The sequence below is a fragment of the Mycobacterium sp. genome, from assembly GCF_035314665.1.
Classification (GTDB): domain Bacteria; phylum Actinomycetota; class Actinomycetes; order Mycobacteriales; family Mycobacteriaceae; genus Mycobacterium.
Genome location: NZ_DATFZD010000065.1, coordinates 1 through 15,567 on the forward strand (window position 1 = coordinate 1; position 15,567 = coordinate 15,567).

The window sequence follows — 15,567 nt, forward strand, 5'->3', positions numbered from 1 at the left end:
GCCTGCCAGGAGTTCATCACCCAGTTGGGTCGTAACTTCCAGGTCATCTACGAGCAGGCCAACCAGCACGGCCAGAAGGTGCAAACGGCGGGGAACAACATGAACTCCACCGACAACGCCGTCGGCGGCAGCTGGGCCTAACCTCACACAACCGACTGTGGCCCGCACACCAACCGGTGTGCGGGCCACAGTCGTTTCCGGCTGCCCAGGTCTTGCTGAAACCTGTTGCGGCTGTTAATCATTCGATTTCGGGTAAAGGTTCTGTAATCGTTGTCACAGGCGCATTTGCTTTTGGTGAGACTCGGTGCTTCTCAGGCGAATCTCAGCAGCTATTGAACTTCGTTCAGTAATACGAACGCGGCGAAAGTCGGGCGTCGCCAAAGGCGATTACGGTTCGACTGAGCCCGTCCGACAAATGCAGCCACTGCGCATTCATAACGGGCCGAATCATGATCGGTTTTACGTCGCAGACCGGCCGCGATCGGGGCTACACATGCCCTAGGCAGGCGCGACGGGGCAAGGCGGGCTTTCCCTGTCCTAACAAGCGTAGGGACTGGCTCGCGAGTGTTGGCAACAGCCTATTTACTTTCCGGCTGAGCGGCGACGATCGGCCAGCTTAACCGCCTGCTCAAAAAGCCGGGCTCCGGCCTGCAGGCCATCACATCCGGAATTCTGGAAATTGATTTCGTGTTTTCGGATGTTTCTCAGATTGCTCTCAGCTAGCATTCGACACGAACGCACAAGCGCGGCTCGTTACAGGTCGGTTTCCGTCGAAGGAGATGGTCATGGAACTCGCTCTTCGCCCTTAATGTCACCGCCGGTGTTGTCATAGCGGGCGCCGGCCTGCTTGCCGTTGCCCCGCTGGGGCCGCCGGCACTGGAGATTCAGACTCGCGCAGTGCAGCTCACTGCCGCCGAGGACATCGTCGCCGATGTGGTGAGCGCGGCCGCTATCGCGCATGGTCAGGAATTCCCAGTCAGCACCTGGGCTGACGTTTTCACCAACACCTTCTCCAACCTGGAGAACATTGGCTCGGATTTCAGCAACGACCCCACCCCGATCCTGTCGGCGATCATGCAGAACCAGCTGGACTACTCGAACGAGTTCGCGACGGGGTTCGAGACCTCCGGCACCAACCTGGTGAACGCTCTGCAAGACTTGCCGGAAGTTTTGTCAAAGTTCACCAGCGATCTGACGTCCGGTGACGTCTATGCCGCGGATCAGGTCATCTCGCAGTTCTTGACCGAGGCGCCGCTGAGTGTGCTGCGGCCGTTGGAGAACGCCTTCTTCGACGTCTCTCAATCAATCACGAACAACCTCGACAACGTCCTGCGCCCGGGCGACGTCTACACCAACTTCGCCTCAGACTCATTGGGTCAGTTCAATGTTCCGGAATGGTTCACCGAAATTCAGCAGGCTATGTTGCTGGGACCCCGTGCCGCCGAGGTTGCGTTCGCCGGGGTCAGTCAGGACATCGTCGACGCGTTGCAAAACAACGACGACACTTTGGCCTTCAACGACCTACTCAACGCGCCCTCCACGATCCTGGACGGGTTCCTCAACGGCTACAACCTCGGTGACGACGATGGTGGCGGAATGACAATGCTCGGGACGGACGTGACGGACATCACCAGCAGAGTGGGAGCTCAAGGGCTGCTGAGCGAAGAGGGGTCGGTCGAGACCATCCGTCGGGCGACTGAGACGATCGCAGGCGATCTCGGGGAACGCGCCAAGGAGGCACTGAACGCGGTCGACGCCAGCGCGACCGCGGATTCGAGCGCACTCTTTGGGGACATCAGCACCCTGCTGAACCCGGACACCGCGTTAGGTGAAATCGCCACGGCGTTCGACCCCAACGCCGTCGCTGACATCACCTCACTGCTGAGCGGCGACCTTGCACCCAACGCCAGCGGGTGGGTGGTCGACCTGTTCTCGGGGTTCTGAGATCTCGCAGCAGTAACCCGGCACTGAACGTAACGCTGCGGCGGAGCCTCGAGGGGTGTTCGCCGCAGCGCTGCGGTCGGCTCTGCCGGCTGGACTAGTCGCCCACCGCTGCGCAGGCGCCGAGGATTGTTGTCGACGCGTAGTTTGCGGCGTTGGCCAAATGATTGTCGGTCGGCGTGTAGGTGGGCAGCGACGTAACGAATGCGCGCCGATACTGCGCGGAGAGGTTGGCCAAATCCTGCCAGACCGCGTTATCGCTTTGCCGGCCAAACTGTTCGAGCTTGCTCGCATAGCTGTTCATCACCGGGGCCACCGCATAGTTGACGGCCTTCTGCTCGCGATTCCAGTAGATCGCAGGGATGTTGGGGTCCAGCCTCTGCCATGCCTCGGTGTCCCTGCCGAACTGGTCTAGCGCCGACTTCCAGTCATCGCACACCGGGTTGGTGGTCGTGAGAAAGGGCTGCGGGTTAACGGGATTACCCACCGGGGCGATGTCCGACGGCGGCGCCGAAGGCGGCACCAAGGGGCCCCGCGCAGCCGCGGGACCGTCGCTGATTGCAGCGCAGATTGCTCCCAGAGCAGACGACGCGCTGTTCGCGGCACCCGCCAGGTTGTTATCGGCCGGCGTGTATTTTGGGACACGTTCGGCATAGGCGCGGGCGTAGGCAATGAATTGCTGGTACAGCTCACGCATCACGCGATGCGGCGTCAACTTGACCAAGCCGACCGCTTGCGCCGCCGCACCGCGCATCGACTGCGCGGCTGCGATGAATTGCGCGCGCAGCTTCGGCGTCCACGCCGAGGCCGGAACAGACCTATCCCGGTCATTCCAGAGACCTGCGCCGCTGTTTGCCAGCTCGCTGTTGATCGATGTCCACGCGGTGCAGCTGGGGTCTTCGGTGATCACGGTGACCGGCCCGTTGTCTTTCGCACTCGCCACGCCGGCCGCCGCCTCTTGACTCGAACCGTCATCCGGGTGAGCCCCTTTCGGTGCCCCCGAACCGCCTCCACCGAAAAGCAATACGACAGCGACGATCGTCGCCAGGACAGCCACGGCACCCACCGCGCCCATCGCCCACTTGAGGTTTTTGTTGCCCCCCGGAGCGTCGGAATCAGACGTCACGATGATCCACCTTAAATCACAACCGGCAATGCGCAGGCGGATTGTCGAGGACTCGCGTCGCCAATTGCAGCCCCTGGTCGCGGACGCCGGGCTTGACACCTTGTAGAACAAGCGTTCGAATAGGGTATGAGGTGGGACGGCCAGAGCATCGAGGTCGATGACGGCGCGCTGCCCGGATTGGACCGCATCGGTTTCGTCCGCAGCGTGCGCACACCGCAGTTCGATGGCATCACATTTCACGAGGTGTTGTGCAAGTCCGCGCTGAACAAAATTCCCGACGCCGCCGCGTTGCCGTTTCGATACACGGTCAACGGATACCGAGGTTGTTCGCACGCCTGTCGCTACTGCTTCGCCCGACCCACGCACGAATACCTCGATCTGGACTGCGGCAACGACTTCGACACCCAGATCATCGTCAAGACGAACGTCGCCGAGGTGCTGCGCCGCGAGGTGGGCCGCAGATCCTGGCGTCGCGAGACCGTCGCACTGGGCACCAACACCGATCCCTATCAACGCGCCGAGGGGCGCTACGCGTTGATGCCGGGCATCATCGGCGCACTCGCGGGGTCGGGCACGCCGCTGTCGATCCTGACCAAGGGCACGCTGCTGCGGCGTGACCTGCCGCTGATCGCCGACGCTGCCGGGCAGGTGCCGGTCAGCCTCGCCGTCTCGCTCGCGGTCGTTGATCCCGAACTGCACAAGCAGGTCGAGCCGGGTACGCCCACCCCGCAGTCTCGCCTGGGGTTGATCGCGGCGATTCGCGAGGCCGGCCTGGACTGCCACGTAATGGTGGCGCCGGTGTTGCCGTACCTGACCGATTCGGTCGAGCACCTCGATGGTCTGCTGCGCCAGATCGCCTCGGCGGGGGCCACGGGCGTCACGGTGTTCGGGCTGCATTTGCGCGGATCGACCCGAGGCTGGTTCATGTCCTGGCTTGCGCGCGCCCACCCGCAGCTGGTGCGGCCGTATCGCGACTTGTACCGGCGCGGAGCATATTTGCCGCCGTCGTACCGAGACGAGCTACGGACGCGCGCGGCACCGCTGGTCGCCAAGTACGGGCTGGGCGGTGATCAGCGACGCTCTGACGCCGCCCCGCCGAATCGGGTCGCGGAGGTTTCGCAGCCGACGCTGTTCTGAGCTAGCCGAGGTTCGGTTCGCGGAAGGTGTCGCACTGGTTGGGGTCACCGGTTTGATAGCCGACCGTGAACCAGTGCTGACGCTGCTCCGACGAGCCGTGGGTCCACGACTCGGGGTTGGTGTGCCCGGTCGATTCTCGCTGAATCCGGTCGTCTCCCACCGAGGCCGCCGCCGAGAGTGCGTCCTGAATGTCCTTGTCGCTCAGCGGCTCCAGGTACGGCACGCCGGTGCTCTCCTGCTTGACGGTCGAGGCGTAGTGCGCCCACACCCCGGCGTAGCAGTCGGCCTGCAGCTCGGTGCGCACGCCGTTGCCGCCGGAGCCTTGCGCGCCCTGCTGGGCTCGGCCGAGAGTTCCCTGCAGATCCTGGACGTGGTGGCCGAACTCATGAGCGACCACATACTCTTGCGCCAATGGTCCACCGCTGGAACCGAATTGGTCGACCAGCACCTGGAAGAAGCCGGTGTCGAAGTAGGCGGTCTTGTCCACCGGGCAGTAGAACGGTCCGACCGCGGTGGTGGCCGGGCCGCAGCCGGTGTTGACCTGATCGCTGAACAACCGCACCCGAGGTCGGGTGTATCCGCGCATCAGCTGCTTCCAGACCGCGTCGACGGAATTGCCGGTCGCCACCACGCGACACTGCACGTATTTGTTGGCGTCGGCTCCGGTCCGGCACTGGTTCAGGTCGAAGCCGGGTGCCACGTCCTGGCTGGTGTTCATCGGCAGCTGGGTCGCCACTTTGCCGGGGTCGACGCCGAGCAGCAACGCTACGACGATGAACAACAGTCCGCCCAGTCCGCCGCCGATCGCCATCACCCGCCCGCCTCCGCCGGATGCCGACGTCGTACTGGTGTCGATCTGCATACCGTCGTTGAAGGTCATCGCATTCTCCGTTGCGTGTGTGTCACGGCTCCCAAGAGCTTTCAGCCCAGCGGGATCAGCTTTGCACACTACGATTCAGGCGTGCCCGCGGTTGCCGAAGTTCCCGCTCTTGCGCACACGACCGTCGGCGATCTTCGCGGCACCGTCGAAGGCGGCGTCGCGGTGTGGCGCGGTGTGCCGTATGCGCAGCAACCCGTCGGCCAGCGTCGATTCGCCGCGCCTGCGCCGCCGTCGCCGTGGACGGGTGTGCGCGACGCCGTCGAGCACGCGCCGCTGCCGCTGCAGAGCCGCTCGATGGTCGCGGGCGACCGCAATGACCCGAAGATCCGCGACGAGGCCTGCCTCACGGTGACGGTGTGGTCGCCCGATGTATCCGGGGCGGTGCCGGTGATGGTGTGGATTCCCGGGGGAGCGTTCCTCAACGGCGCCGGACAATTGCAGCACTACAACGGGTCGCGGCTGGCCGCCAACGGCAACGTGGTCGTCGTCAACGTGACATACCGGGTCGGGGTGTTCGGCGGTTTCGAGCTCGGCGATCTCGGCGAAGGCTTCGAAAATAATCTGTGCCTGCGCGATCAGATCGCCGCGTTGGCCTGGGTGCGTGACAACATCGCCGCGTTCGGCGGCGACCCGGACCGGGTCACCGTGTTCGGCGAATCCGCGGGCGCCACTTCGGTATTGGCGCTACTGGCGAGCCCGGCCGCCGACGGGTTGTTCGGCCGGGCGATTGCACAGAGCCCTGCCTTGCCGCTGATCGCCGACCACGCGACGCGAGCCGAGCAGGCGCAGCGGTTCCTGAGCCGACTGGGAGTAAGTCCGTCCGAGCTGAAAGAACTGCCGCAGCGCGAGTTGCGCCGTGCCGCCGGCACGCTGCAGTTGGCGAGTATCGCGACAACGCCGACGCTGGCGCATGGGCTGACCTACGGGGTAGATCTGCTGCCGCGGCATCCGATCGAGGCCGCCCGGGCGGGCACGGTGCCCCGAGTCCCGTTGATCATCGGTACCAACCGGAACGAGGCGTCGCTGTTCGTCCGCGACAAGCCGCCGATGCTGCCGACGACACCGGCCAACATCGACAGCTATTTCACTCGGCTGGCGCCGGGGATGCGGGATCGGGTGCTGGCCGCCTACCCCGGCTACCCACGTCGCCGCGCGCTGGAGGCCATCGGCGCCGACGCCATGTTCGTCGCCCCGAGTTGGGCGTTGGCCGACGCCTACAGTGCGCATGCGCCGACGTATGTCTATCGGTTCGACCACACGCCGTGGACGCTGCGGGCACTGGGCTTGGGCGCTACGCATGGCAGCGAGATCGTGCACATCCAGCACAATTACGGCTCGTACCTGGGCCGACGGCTGCACCCGCTGGGTAGGTGGCTACCACCCGCCGTGGGCCGTCGGATGCAGCGGATGTGGTTGGACTTCGCCACCGCGGGCTGGTCGGGTGGTCAGGGGTGGTCTGACGACTGGCCCCGCTACGACAGCCGGCGGGCCACCCGCGTCATCCGGTCGGCGTCCGACGTCATCATCGACGACCCGGACGCTGCACGTCGCTCAGCGTGGGAGGGTATTTACTGATCGCGGCGATCCGCAGGCGAGCACATCCAATTTTCCGGATTTAGGTGGCTGCGGCGCCAAGGGCACGGTAACTTCTGCAGGCTAAGAAAGTCGTTCGCGCACTGCTGACGACTGTCCAGGACGGGGGCACAAGTGTCGAGAAATTCCAGTGAGGGTTCGAAACTTCCGTGTATGTACTTGTCGCGGCCGGCGGTTGTTCTTCCGGACGCGGCGTTTGATAACGAAGCGGTGTTGTCGCGGGTGCGCGAGTCGTTTCGTGGTTCGGCATCGGAGTGGGATTCGATCCAGCAAAGCATTCGGTATGTGTTTGACCGATGTAACAGCAAGATGCGTTACCTCGACGAGGACCCCGCGCTGTCGCCCGGCGAGTTCGCGTCGCGCGCGGCGAGCGCCTGCCTGCAGGAGAACGGCGTGGCGGCGACCGACATCGACCTGCTGATCTACGGTGGGATTGCCCGTGACGCGTTCGAGCCGGCGACCGCGGCCGAAGTCGCAGGGCGCCTCGGCGCGAAGCCACTGCACGCCATGGACGTGACCTGCGCCTGTGCCGGACTCATCGAGGCGCTGCACGTCGCCGCCGGCTATTTCGCCCTGCACGACGACATCCAAACGGCGCTCATTTGCGCTGGCGAACTGACACGTGACCGGATCACCCACGACATCCAGTCGCTCGAAGACGTCGCGGTAGGTGTGGCCGGCCTGACGCTCGGAAACGCCGCCGCCGCGCTGGTGATTTCGCGGGAGCCGCTGCCGGCAGGCAGCGCGCGGCTGGTGGGGATTTTGCACAAGACGCTCTCCGAGCACTACGCCCTGTGCCGGGCGCCTGTCGACGGCCACTTCACGTCGCATTCGAAGGAGCTGTTCGCGCTCTCGGTTCACGTGCAGCCGGAGCTCCGTCGCCTGCTGGCCGACGCCGGATGGTCGCCGGAGGACGTCGACCACTATGCCTTCCACCAGCCAAGCGAAGCGGTCCTGGAGCAAGTGTTGAGCGAGCTGGGCGCGCGGCCCCAGGCGGGCATCCACACCCACTCGCTGTTCGGGAACACGGCGAGCACCTCGTGGGCGCTCGCGCTGGACTACCGCCTGAAAACAGGGACCGTGCGGGCCGGCGACAAAATCGTCGTCGGCAGCGCCGCGGCCGGGTTCACCATCGTGGCTGCCGCCGCGGTGTGGGAAGGCTGATGAGCCGCTACCTGCACCTATACCGGGTCATCGGCAAGACGTTCGGGTTCTGGTTGCGGCCGCTCGGCGCGTTCGCGCTGCTGCAGGTGCGCCAGGCGATCTCGACCACGACGCTGGGCCTCGACCACCTCGTCTATCCCCGCCACCGCAAGCAGACGATCGACCGGCCGATCTTCATCATCGGCAACCCGCGCAGCGGCACTACCTTCCTGCACCGGCTGCTGCTGGGAGCCGGCGATATGGCCGCCTTCGAGCTGTGGGAGATGCTCTTCCCGGCCATTACGGCACGTAAGTTACTCGGCCGGATCGTCCCACGGCTTGACCGGCTGTCGCCGGCGCGTTACCACCCTTCAGACGTGCACGACACCAGCCTGCGCGGCATCGAGACTGACGACGTGGCGTGGTTTTTCCGTACCCTCGACGGTCCGTTCGCCTGGGCGTATTTCCTTGCCTGGCAGGATATTTGGGGGAGTGAGCTGTCGCGGCGCGAATTCGGGATCGACGGCGTGGCACCGCGAGACGAGGAGCGCTTTTTCCATTACTACGAGGCCTGCTGGCGACGGAACCTGACGCTCAAGCGCGCCAACCGCATCCTGGTCAAGTCGAGCATGCTCACATTCCGGCTCGACGCGCTGCTGCGGCGCTACCCCGACTGCCGGTTGGTGTACGTCGTTCGCGATCCGGTCGAGGTCATCCCGTCCGGTATGTCGCTGCTCGCCAGCGTGCTCGAGAACGGGTACGACGTCTGGAACCGCACGAAAAAAGAAGACCAACGACGCTGGATCGAGAACCTCTACCAGGCCTCATGCGCGATGCTCCGCGACTTCCATGACGCGAACTCAACCGGGCGCATCCCTGAAAAAAACCTCTGCGTGGTCCGCTACGAGGACCTCATTCAGAACCTCGAGCCGACGATGGCGCGGATCCTCGACTTCATCGAGGTCAAGCCCACCGAGGCCTTTCAAGAGGAGGTGCGAGCGCAGGCGGAACGGCAGCGCAGCTACACCAGCCGCCACGAACACTCGCCCGACCAGTTCGGCCTCACCCCGGAGCGCATCCGAGCCGACCTCGGGTTCGTCTACGACGCGTTCGGGCTCTCGGGCGCGGCCGGCTGATCGCGCGGTTGCCGTCCGAAAACCTGGAATCTTTCGACCGAAAGCTGGACCACTTGAATAAGCATTTATTACAGAAATATGAGAAGTCTTCAGGTTTTTAACATGTTCGCTCGCTGCGGGCGCTAGCCTCAGGCCAGCCCACCTGCACATTGAAGGAGTCGCCCGTGCGTCATCGTCGTCCTCGTCGTCGCATCACTCGCACCCTGGGCGCGGCCGCAGGTGGCTTGTTGGGCGCCGCGTTCCTGCCGGCTGGCGCCGCCCTGGCCGACGACTGGGATATCGTTGCCACCCCAGGTTCAACCGAAACGGTCACCGGAATTTACGGCGACGGATTTTTTGGCACATTCGACCTTGCCCCTCCGGCTGTGCAGGGAAGCGTCGAGGGGGATCAAGAATTTGACTATACCGACACCACGACCGGTGACAGCGGACAGTTCTCCGGCTTAGAGACCACCTTTAACCATGTCGTCGCTACCGGCCAACAGGTCTACGTCGCCTCCGACCCAACAGGCACCGACGCTCCGTCAGTCGGGTCGGTGTTCGCCACATATAGCTTTGATAACGGCACCTTGGTGAACGTGTACTCAGACATCTACTCGCCATCCGGCGACATCATTACCGACACTTTGAAAACCCCGTTGGGGGACTACAACATTCCGGTCACCTTTGACGCAGCCGATCCCGCCATCGCCGATGCCGATGGCGTCAGCATCGGATACGGTACCGACATCAATCCCGATGGCTCACAAGCCGTTGATCGAATAACCGGGCTTTCGCCGCTGACCGTCGCCTTCGAGGGAACGCAGCAGTTCTTCGTTGACAACAGCGCTAACCCTGCCTTCAACGCCGACGATACGATTACCGCGGATGCCCTGGGCACGTACACCGAGGCGGTGCTCGTCACCAAGGACCTAGAAGGCACTGTTGGCACCACCGCTCTGGATACTCCGGCGGTCGGCTCGATCGTCAACACCATCGGTTACGGTGGTATCGAGCTGGTGTACTCCGAGCTCCTCGGGACGAACGGCGGCCCGGACCTGATCACGGATACGTTGAACACCCCGTTAGGGAACTTCGAAATTCCCACCGCCTTTGAGGCCGCCCAAGCCGAACATACACCGGCCATCGACTTGCCCGGCGGCGACCACCTCACTCCCTTAGGCACTCTGGATTTCACCGGGGTCAACGGGCTTCCGCCGTGGGACGTCGCCGTCCAGGGAACGCAGGACTTCGCCTATACGAACGCCGATGGCGCGACCGGACAATTCACTGCCGACGTCAGCAACACATTGGACACGTTCGGTGACTCCACCGAAACAGTCCTAGTCACCAAAGACCTAGGCGCCGACGCTCCGCCGGTCGGCTCGGTATTCGAGACTGTCACTTTTGGCCCCAGCGGCTTCGAGAACGTCTACACCGACATCGTCTCGGCAACCGGCGGGGCCGACACGATCACGGACACCTTGGTGACACCCCTCGGGGACTTCACCCTTCCCAACATGTTTGACGCCGCCGCAGGTCTCGCCACCGATATGCTCGGCGGCATCTGACGCTGGCCAGGCCTCCGCGTCGGTGAGCACTTCGAACAGCTGCTCGGGTGTGATGGCGAGGTCGACACTGGTTGGTGAACGTGTACGGCGCGGTCTCGGTAAAACTCACGGTGATGCGTCCGCAGGGAAACATCTTCGCCATGGGCACTCCTAAGGTGTCTGACCGGCGCCTTCGCTGGCCCGCATCGCGACCTCCTGCCGAGAACAACAGGTTACTTTCTGAGAAAATCATGGCGGCATGGTGCCGATTTTCTCAGCTGGCACGTTATCTATGGTGCCTTCGAGAGATTGGAGTCTCCCATGGGCCAGAAGAGATCGCGAGCCCTGCTGGTCGGCCTAAGCGCGGCTGCCGGTGCTTTCGCGGCCGCGGCAATGATCTCGGCAGCAGCCGCGCCGACCGCTCGCGCCGACGATTTCTCCGACATCCTCGCCGACATCCAGGCCGAGGAAACCGCCGCTGCGACCGCTTTCACAACCGCGTCCACGGATGGCGATTCGCCGGCTGGTCTCACACAGCTTTTCATCGGTTTGGACGACGATCTCCTGGGTGTTCCGGACGACCTCCATGTGGGTCTGGTCGACGCGCTCACGAACACACCGGTCATCCCCGCCAGTGACTTCGAGTTTTCCTTCGCCACCCCCGCGAGCGACGCCGCCGCCGTCACCGAAGCGCAAACCTTCTATACCGAGGGCGTCACCCTGGCGACCGACATCACAAATCTTCCCACGACTGACTATGGCCTGATTGCGCTCGACAACGCCCTATCATCCTTTGACCAGTGGGTTCTCCCCGACCAGATCGAAACCATCGCCGGGTTGGCGTGCGGGTTCGCCGGGCTCTGACGGTTGACCGGTGCCGCCCCTCGACGGCGCGCATGGGTGAGCCAACTGACCGTTTGTCGTCGGCGGCGGACGCAGGAGTCGGAGCGCCGGACGCGGGCAAGGCAACACTGACCGGCTAACCGGGGCCGTCGCTGGCCGCTGCGAGCAGCGGCACCAGGACGTCGCTGAGCGGTGTCGGAATTCCGTGCGCGCGTGCCTTGCGGATGATCACCCCGTTGCGGATGTCCCACTCCAGCGGGCGGCCGGCCTCGCGGTCGGCCAGCATCGAAGTGCCCATATCGGTGGGCGCCTGACGAAACATCTCGACCGAGCCGTCGGCGACGTCGTCGCCCAGATGCGCGCCTTCGGCGCGGGCGACCGCCAGGCATTCGGCCGCGTACCGGCTGGCCATGGCGGACAAGTCGTCGCGGCGGAACATTCCGGCCCGTCGCCCGGTGAGCGCCATCAAACCGGCCACCGCATTGACCAGCAGCTTGCGCCACGCGGCGGTGGTGAAGTCGGGATCGCAGTCGGCCGTGCCGCCCGCGCCGCGCCACAACTCGGCGAATGTGGTTGCGGCAGGCCCGGTCGGCAGTACCAGCCGGGCTTCGGTGCGTAGCCGTACCCATCCTTCGGGCTGAGTCTCGGCGCCGTACCAAACGATGCCGGGGATCACCGTCGACGACGGGCAGTGCGGCTGCACCTGCTCGACCTGCTCGACACCGTTTTGTAGGACGACGACGATGGTGTGCTCATCACACAGCCGCGCCAGCCAGCGACCTCCGTCGTCGTTTTGGGTGGCTTTGATGGCCATTAGGACTAGCTCGACCGGCCCGGCGATCTTGGCGGGATCGGTGCAGACGGGGCCGGGCACCACGATCGGGTCCGCCCCGTCGGGCCGTAGTTCGATCTGTGGTCGCGGTGTCCGCCCGCAGACCAGCACCGGGTGACCGGCGGCATATAGGTATGCGGCGACCGTCGTACCGACGGCGCCGGGACCGACAACTGCAATATCCATGACTTCTCTGAAATTACCCGCCTCTAGACTGTGCTGTCGTGCTACGCAGTCATGCTTCCGGATCGTTGCGCGCCGCCGATGCGGGCCAAAAAGTCACGCTGGCCGGATGGGTTGCGCGTCGGCGCGACCACGGCGGAGTGATCTTCATCGACCTTCGCGACGCGTCGGGTACCTCTCAGGTGGTGTTCCGCGCCGACGACGTGCTGGCCCAGGCGCACCGCCTGCGGGCCGAGTTCTGCATCGCCGTCGAGGGTGTCGTCGAGATCCGGCCGGAGGGCAACGCCAACCCCGAGATCGCCACCGGCGAAATTGAAGTCAACGCAACGACCTTGACGGTGCTGGGGGAGTGCGCGCCGCTGCCGTTTCAGCTCGACGAGCCGGCCGGTGAGGAGACCCGCCTGAAGCACCGTTACCTCGACCTGCGCCGCGACGGCCCCGGCGGGGCAATTCGGTTGCGCTCCAAAGTAAATGCCGCAGCGCGTGAGGTGCTGGCCGCGCATGACTTCGTCGAGATCGAGACCCCGACGATGACGCGCTCGACACCGGAAGGCGCACGCGACTTCTTGGTGCCCGCGCGGTTGCAACCCGGTTCGTTTTACGCGTTGCCGCAAAGCCCGCAGCTGTTCAAGCAGCTGCTGATGGTAGCCGGTATGGAGCGCTACTACCAGATCGCCCGGTGCTACCGCGACGAGGATTTCCGGGCCGACCGTCAGCCGGAGTTCACTCAGCTCGACATGGAGATGAGTTTCGTCGACGCCGACGACGTCATCGCGATCTCCGAACAGGTGCTCAAGGCGTTATGGGCGTTGGTCGGTTACGACGTGCCGCTGCCGTTGCCGCGGATCAGCTACGCGGACGCGATGCGACGATTCGGCTCGGACAGGCCCGACCTGCGCTTCGGGCTTGAGCTAGTCGAGTGCACAGATTTCTTCAAGGACACCACTTTTCGGGTTTTCCAGGCGCCGTATGTGGGTGCCGTGGTGATGTCCGGTGGGGCATCGCAGCCGCGCCGCACACTGGACGGCTGGCAGGACTGGGCCAAGCAGCGGGGCCACAAGGGCCTGGCGTACGTGTTGGTCGGTGACGATGGCACGCTGAGCGGGCCGGTCGCCAAGAATCTGTCCGACGCTGAACGCGACGGACTAGCCGCACACGTCGGCGCCCAGCCGGGCGACTGCATCTTCTTCTCGGCGGGGCCGGCCAAGGCGTCGCGCGCGCTGTTGGGTGCGGCTCGCGTGGAGATCGCGCATCGGCTGGAGTTGATCGACCCAAACGCGTGGGCGTTCACCTGGGTGGTGGATTTTCCGTTGTTTGAGCCGGCCGATGAGGCTACCGCCGCCGGTGATGTCGCGGTGGGCAGTGGCGCGTGGACCGCGGTGCACCACGCGTTCACGTCGCCCAAGCCCGAGTCGGAGGCCACCTTTGACACCGACCCGGGCGGCGCGCTGGCGGATGCCTACGACATCGTCTGCAACGGCAACGAGATCGGTGGCGGCTCAATTCGTATCCACCGCCGCGACATTCAGGAACGGGTGTTCGCGATGATGGGCATCGGCGCGGCCGAGGCGCAGGAGAAGTTCGGATTTCTGCTGGATGCGTTCACCTTTGGTGCGCCGCCGCACGGCGGGATCGCGTTCGGCTGGGATCGGATCGTCCAGCTACTGACCGGGACGGACTCCATCCGCGAGGTCATTGCTTTCCCGAAGTCTGGCGGCGGTGTCGACCCGCTGACCGACGCTCCGGCACCGATCACTGCCCAACAGCGCAAGGAGTCCGGTATCGACATAGTGCCCGAGTCGGTGGTACCTGCGCCCCCAACTGCCGGGCCCTGAGCGATTCACAGCGGGGGCGCTGTTTTCCTAGGCGCGTAGGTCCCCAGGAGGGTGGAATGGGAGACGAGCCACTGGCGCCCTGACTCCAAACCTTGGACAAGAAATCGCGTCCCGATCCGGCCCTCGACGCGTTTGAGGATCTCGACGGCGCCTTCATGGTTGCCCTTGCGCCTATCCCAGATGGCTCCCTCGGCGAGGGCGTCGGAGAGTTGCAGGTCAAACCGGCGGTCCGTCATGGCTCGTATCCAATTGATAGTTAAGGTAGGTAAGTTTTACCACGTAGGTAATCGCCGGCGCATACGGCATCGATCTCGAGACGGAATAGACGAAGAACGCCGCTGGGTTGTCGATGCAGAGCGAAGCGATAACGAGGAGCAAAGCATATGGCCCAACCGATCCCGGATGCCGAGACGATCAAGGCGTTCAACAAGACAGTCACCGACGAATTTCGCGCCAACGACGGTAAGGTCGGCGGCCAATTCGAGGGTGCCGACCTGTTGCTGTTGACCACGACGGGCGCCAAGTCCGGTCAGCCTCGACTGTCCCCGTTGGCCTTCTTCCGTGTCGACGGCAAGCTGCTCATCCTCGGGTCTTATGCGGGCGCCGACGTCAACCCGGCGTGGGTGCATAATCTGCACGCAAACCCGTCGGCTCGTGTCGAGATCGGCAACGAATCCTCCGACGTGACTGCCCGTGAATTGCCGCCTGCGGAGCGGGACGAGCTTTTCCCCAAGATCACCGCGGCGGCCCCGGGTTTCGCTGAGTATCAGGCGAGGACTACCCGGATCATCCCGGTTTTCGAGCTGCAGCCGGTCGCTTAGCCAGCGAGATTTCCAAGCTGGCGATCCGAGCGACCGGCCCAGCCGATCACGGACCGATTACTTCGGCCCCGCGAATTCCCTACTGCGGGACCGATAGCGACCACAGCTTGTGCAGCGTGCTGCGGATCGGATGCCCGGACCGCAGGATGTTGACGATTTCAATCGGGAAGAGGTCCTGATTGCCGCCGCACTTGGGCCAGGCCTCGGGCCCTTGGGTGGCCAGCACCCGGTTGGCCACCGCGATCTGCTGATCGCGGGAGGCGGTCGCCGGGTTGCCGACGCCGCCGTTCTCGTCCCAGGTGGACTGCTTGAATTGCAGGCCACCGTAGAACCCGTTGCCGGTGTCGGCGTTCCAGCGGCCGCCCGACTCGCATTGCGCTACGGCATCCCAGTCCATGCCTTCCGCGTAGGCCACCCCGGTAGTGGGATCAATGAACAGCGATATACCCAGGACGACCAACGCGGAAATCACCAGCGACTTGCACACCGATTGCATGCTCAGTGTTCCGCGTAAATAACTCATTTAACACGTGTAACAAACCAGCGTGAAAACTGTCAACGGGTGGGA

The 15,567-nt window shown here is 64.4% G+C and carries 14 protein-coding genes and 2 pseudogenes; 10 read left to right on the forward strand and 6 right to left on the reverse strand.

The features are described 5' to 3' along the window. Both VKI00_RS04775 and VKI00_RS04780 read left to right on the forward strand, forming a co-directional pair. A pseudogene (locus tag VKI00_RS04775) lies at positions 1 to 141 on the forward strand (type VII secretion protein EsxI); the annotation flags it as partial. A gap of 756 nt (positions 142 to 897) precedes the next feature. Further along, on the forward strand, positions 898 to 1,944 hold the full coding sequence (locus tag VKI00_RS04780; protein ID WP_324435851.1) for a hypothetical protein: 1,047 nt from the start codon (positions 898 to 900) through the stop codon (positions 1,942 to 1,944). A 94-nt stretch (positions 1,945 to 2,038) separates the two neighbouring features. On the opposite strand, the gene VKI00_RS04785 is transcribed toward VKI00_RS04780, so the two are convergent. Continuing rightward, positions 2,039 to 3,067 (reverse strand): hypothetical protein, encoded by a 1,029-nt coding sequence (locus tag VKI00_RS04785; RefSeq protein ID WP_324435853.1) that lies wholly within the window; start codon positions 3,065 to 3,067, stop codon positions 2,039 to 2,041. Between the two features lie 126 nt (positions 3,068 to 3,193). On the opposite strand from VKI00_RS04785, the gene VKI00_RS04790 reads away from it, so the two are divergent. Beyond that, positions 3,194 to 4,204 carry an Rv2578c family radical SAM protein gene (locus VKI00_RS04790; protein WP_324435855.1) on the forward strand — a complete coding sequence of 337 codons (1,011 nt, stop codon included), beginning with the start codon at positions 3,194 to 3,196 and terminating at the stop codon, positions 4,202 to 4,204. A gap of 1 nt (position 4,205) precedes the next feature. On the opposite strand, the gene ypfJ is transcribed toward VKI00_RS04790, so the two are convergent. After that, entirely contained in the window at positions 4,206 to 5,084 is an 879-nt protein-coding gene (gene ypfJ / locus VKI00_RS04795; protein ID WP_324435857.1) for a KPN_02809 family neutral zinc metallopeptidase, read from the reverse strand. Positions 5,085 to 5,165: 81 nt separating this feature from the next. Between ypfJ and VKI00_RS04800 the strand changes: the two genes are divergently transcribed. The 4 genes from VKI00_RS04800 to VKI00_RS04815 all read left to right on the forward strand — a co-directional run bounded on the left by VKI00_RS04800 (position 5,166) and on the right by VKI00_RS04815 (position 10,506). Further along, positions 5,166 to 6,659 carry a carboxylesterase/lipase family protein gene (locus VKI00_RS04800; protein ID WP_324435859.1) on the forward strand — a complete coding sequence of 498 codons (1,494 nt, stop codon included), beginning with the start codon at positions 5,166 to 5,168 and terminating at the stop codon, positions 6,657 to 6,659. A gap of 171 nt (positions 6,660 to 6,830) precedes the next feature. Next, positions 6,831 to 7,841 carry a 3-oxoacyl-ACP synthase III family protein gene (locus tag VKI00_RS04805; RefSeq protein ID WP_324435860.1) on the forward strand — a complete coding sequence of 337 codons (1,011 nt, stop codon included), beginning with the start codon at positions 6,831 to 6,833 and terminating at the stop codon, positions 7,839 to 7,841. Between the two features lie 53 nt (positions 7,842 to 7,894). Beyond that, positions 7,895 to 8,956 carry a sulfotransferase gene (locus tag VKI00_RS04810; protein ID WP_324435862.1) on the forward strand — a complete coding sequence of 354 codons (1,062 nt, stop codon included), beginning with the start codon at positions 7,895 to 7,897 and terminating at the stop codon, positions 8,954 to 8,956. A gap of 164 nt (positions 8,957 to 9,120) precedes the next feature. Then, positions 9,121 to 10,506, forward strand: coding sequence for a hypothetical protein (locus tag VKI00_RS04815; protein WP_324435864.1), 1,386 nt, complete (start codon positions 9,121 to 9,123; stop codon positions 10,504 to 10,506). Positions 10,507 to 10,509: 3 nt separating this feature from the next. On the opposite strand, the pseudogene VKI00_RS04820 reads toward VKI00_RS04815, so the two are convergent. Then, positions 10,510 to 10,639, reverse strand: a pseudogene (locus tag VKI00_RS04820) (SRPBCC family protein); the annotation flags it as partial. A gap of 167 nt (positions 10,640 to 10,806) precedes the next feature. On the opposite strand from VKI00_RS04820, the gene VKI00_RS04825 reads away from it, so the two are divergent. After that, positions 10,807 to 11,349: a hypothetical protein gene (locus tag VKI00_RS04825; protein ID WP_324435866.1), complete on the forward strand. Its 543-nt coding sequence runs from the start codon at positions 10,807 to 10,809 to the stop codon at positions 11,347 to 11,349. Between the two features lie 115 nt (positions 11,350 to 11,464). Here VKI00_RS04825 and VKI00_RS04830 read toward each other — a convergent pair whose 3' ends face one another. After that, entirely contained in the window at positions 11,465 to 12,346 is an 882-nt protein-coding gene (locus tag VKI00_RS04830) for an oxidoreductase (protein WP_324435868.1), read from the reverse strand. A 38-nt stretch (positions 12,347 to 12,384) separates the two neighbouring features. On the opposite strand from VKI00_RS04830, the gene aspS reads away from it, so the two are divergent. Further along, entirely contained in the window at positions 12,385 to 14,178 is a 1,794-nt protein-coding gene (gene aspS, locus VKI00_RS04835; protein ID WP_324435869.1) for an aspartate--tRNA ligase, read from the forward strand. Between the two features lie 5 nt (positions 14,179 to 14,183). On the opposite strand, the gene VKI00_RS04840 is transcribed toward aspS, so the two are convergent. Continuing rightward, complete coding sequence (locus tag VKI00_RS04840; RefSeq protein WP_324435871.1) at positions 14,184 to 14,414, reverse strand: hypothetical protein; 231 nt, start codon at positions 14,412 to 14,414, stop codon at positions 14,184 to 14,186. Positions 14,415 to 14,561: 147 nt separating this feature from the next. Between VKI00_RS04840 and VKI00_RS04845 the strand changes: the two genes are divergently transcribed. After that, a complete protein-coding gene (locus tag VKI00_RS04845) occupies positions 14,562 to 14,999 on the forward strand; it encodes a nitroreductase family deazaflavin-dependent oxidoreductase (protein ID WP_324435873.1) in 438 nt (145 codons plus the stop codon). 79 nt (positions 15,000 to 15,078) lie between these two features. Here the strand turns inward: VKI00_RS04845 and VKI00_RS04850 are convergent, their stop codons facing one another. Continuing rightward, positions 15,079 to 15,522: a transglycosylase family protein gene (locus tag VKI00_RS04850; RefSeq protein ID WP_324435875.1), complete on the reverse strand. Its 444-nt coding sequence runs from the start codon at positions 15,520 to 15,522 to the stop codon at positions 15,079 to 15,081. Positions 15,523 to 15,567 lie beyond the last annotated feature (45 nt).

Excerpts from the sequence above, each read along its gene's own strand:
- ypfJ (WP_324435857.1), bottom strand. The coding sequence starts at position 5,084 with ATGACCTTCAACGACGGTATGCAGATCGACACCAGTACGACGTCGGCA.
- VKI00_RS04790 (WP_324435855.1), top strand. The coding sequence starts at position 3,194 with ATGAGGTGGGACGGCCAGAGCATCGAGGTCGATGACGGCGCGCTGCCC.
- VKI00_RS04825 (WP_324435866.1), top strand. The coding sequence starts at position 10,807 with ATGGGCCAGAAGAGATCGCGAGCCCTGCTGGTCGGCCTAAGCGCGGCT.
- VKI00_RS04830 (WP_324435868.1), bottom strand. The coding sequence starts at position 12,346 with ATGGATATTGCAGTTGTCGGTCCCGGCGCCGTCGGTACGACGGTCGCC.
- VKI00_RS04850 (WP_324435875.1), bottom strand. The coding sequence starts at position 15,522 with ATGAGTTATTTACGCGGAACACTGAGCATGCAATCGGTGTGCAAGTCG.
- VKI00_RS04845 (WP_324435873.1), top strand. The coding sequence starts at position 14,562 with ATGGCCCAACCGATCCCGGATGCCGAGACGATCAAGGCGTTCAACAAG.
- VKI00_RS04840 (WP_324435871.1), bottom strand. The coding sequence starts at position 14,414 with ATGACGGACCGCCGGTTTGACCTGCAACTCTCCGACGCCCTCGCCGAG.
- VKI00_RS04805 (WP_324435860.1), top strand. The coding sequence starts at position 6,831 with ATGTACTTGTCGCGGCCGGCGGTTGTTCTTCCGGACGCGGCGTTTGAT.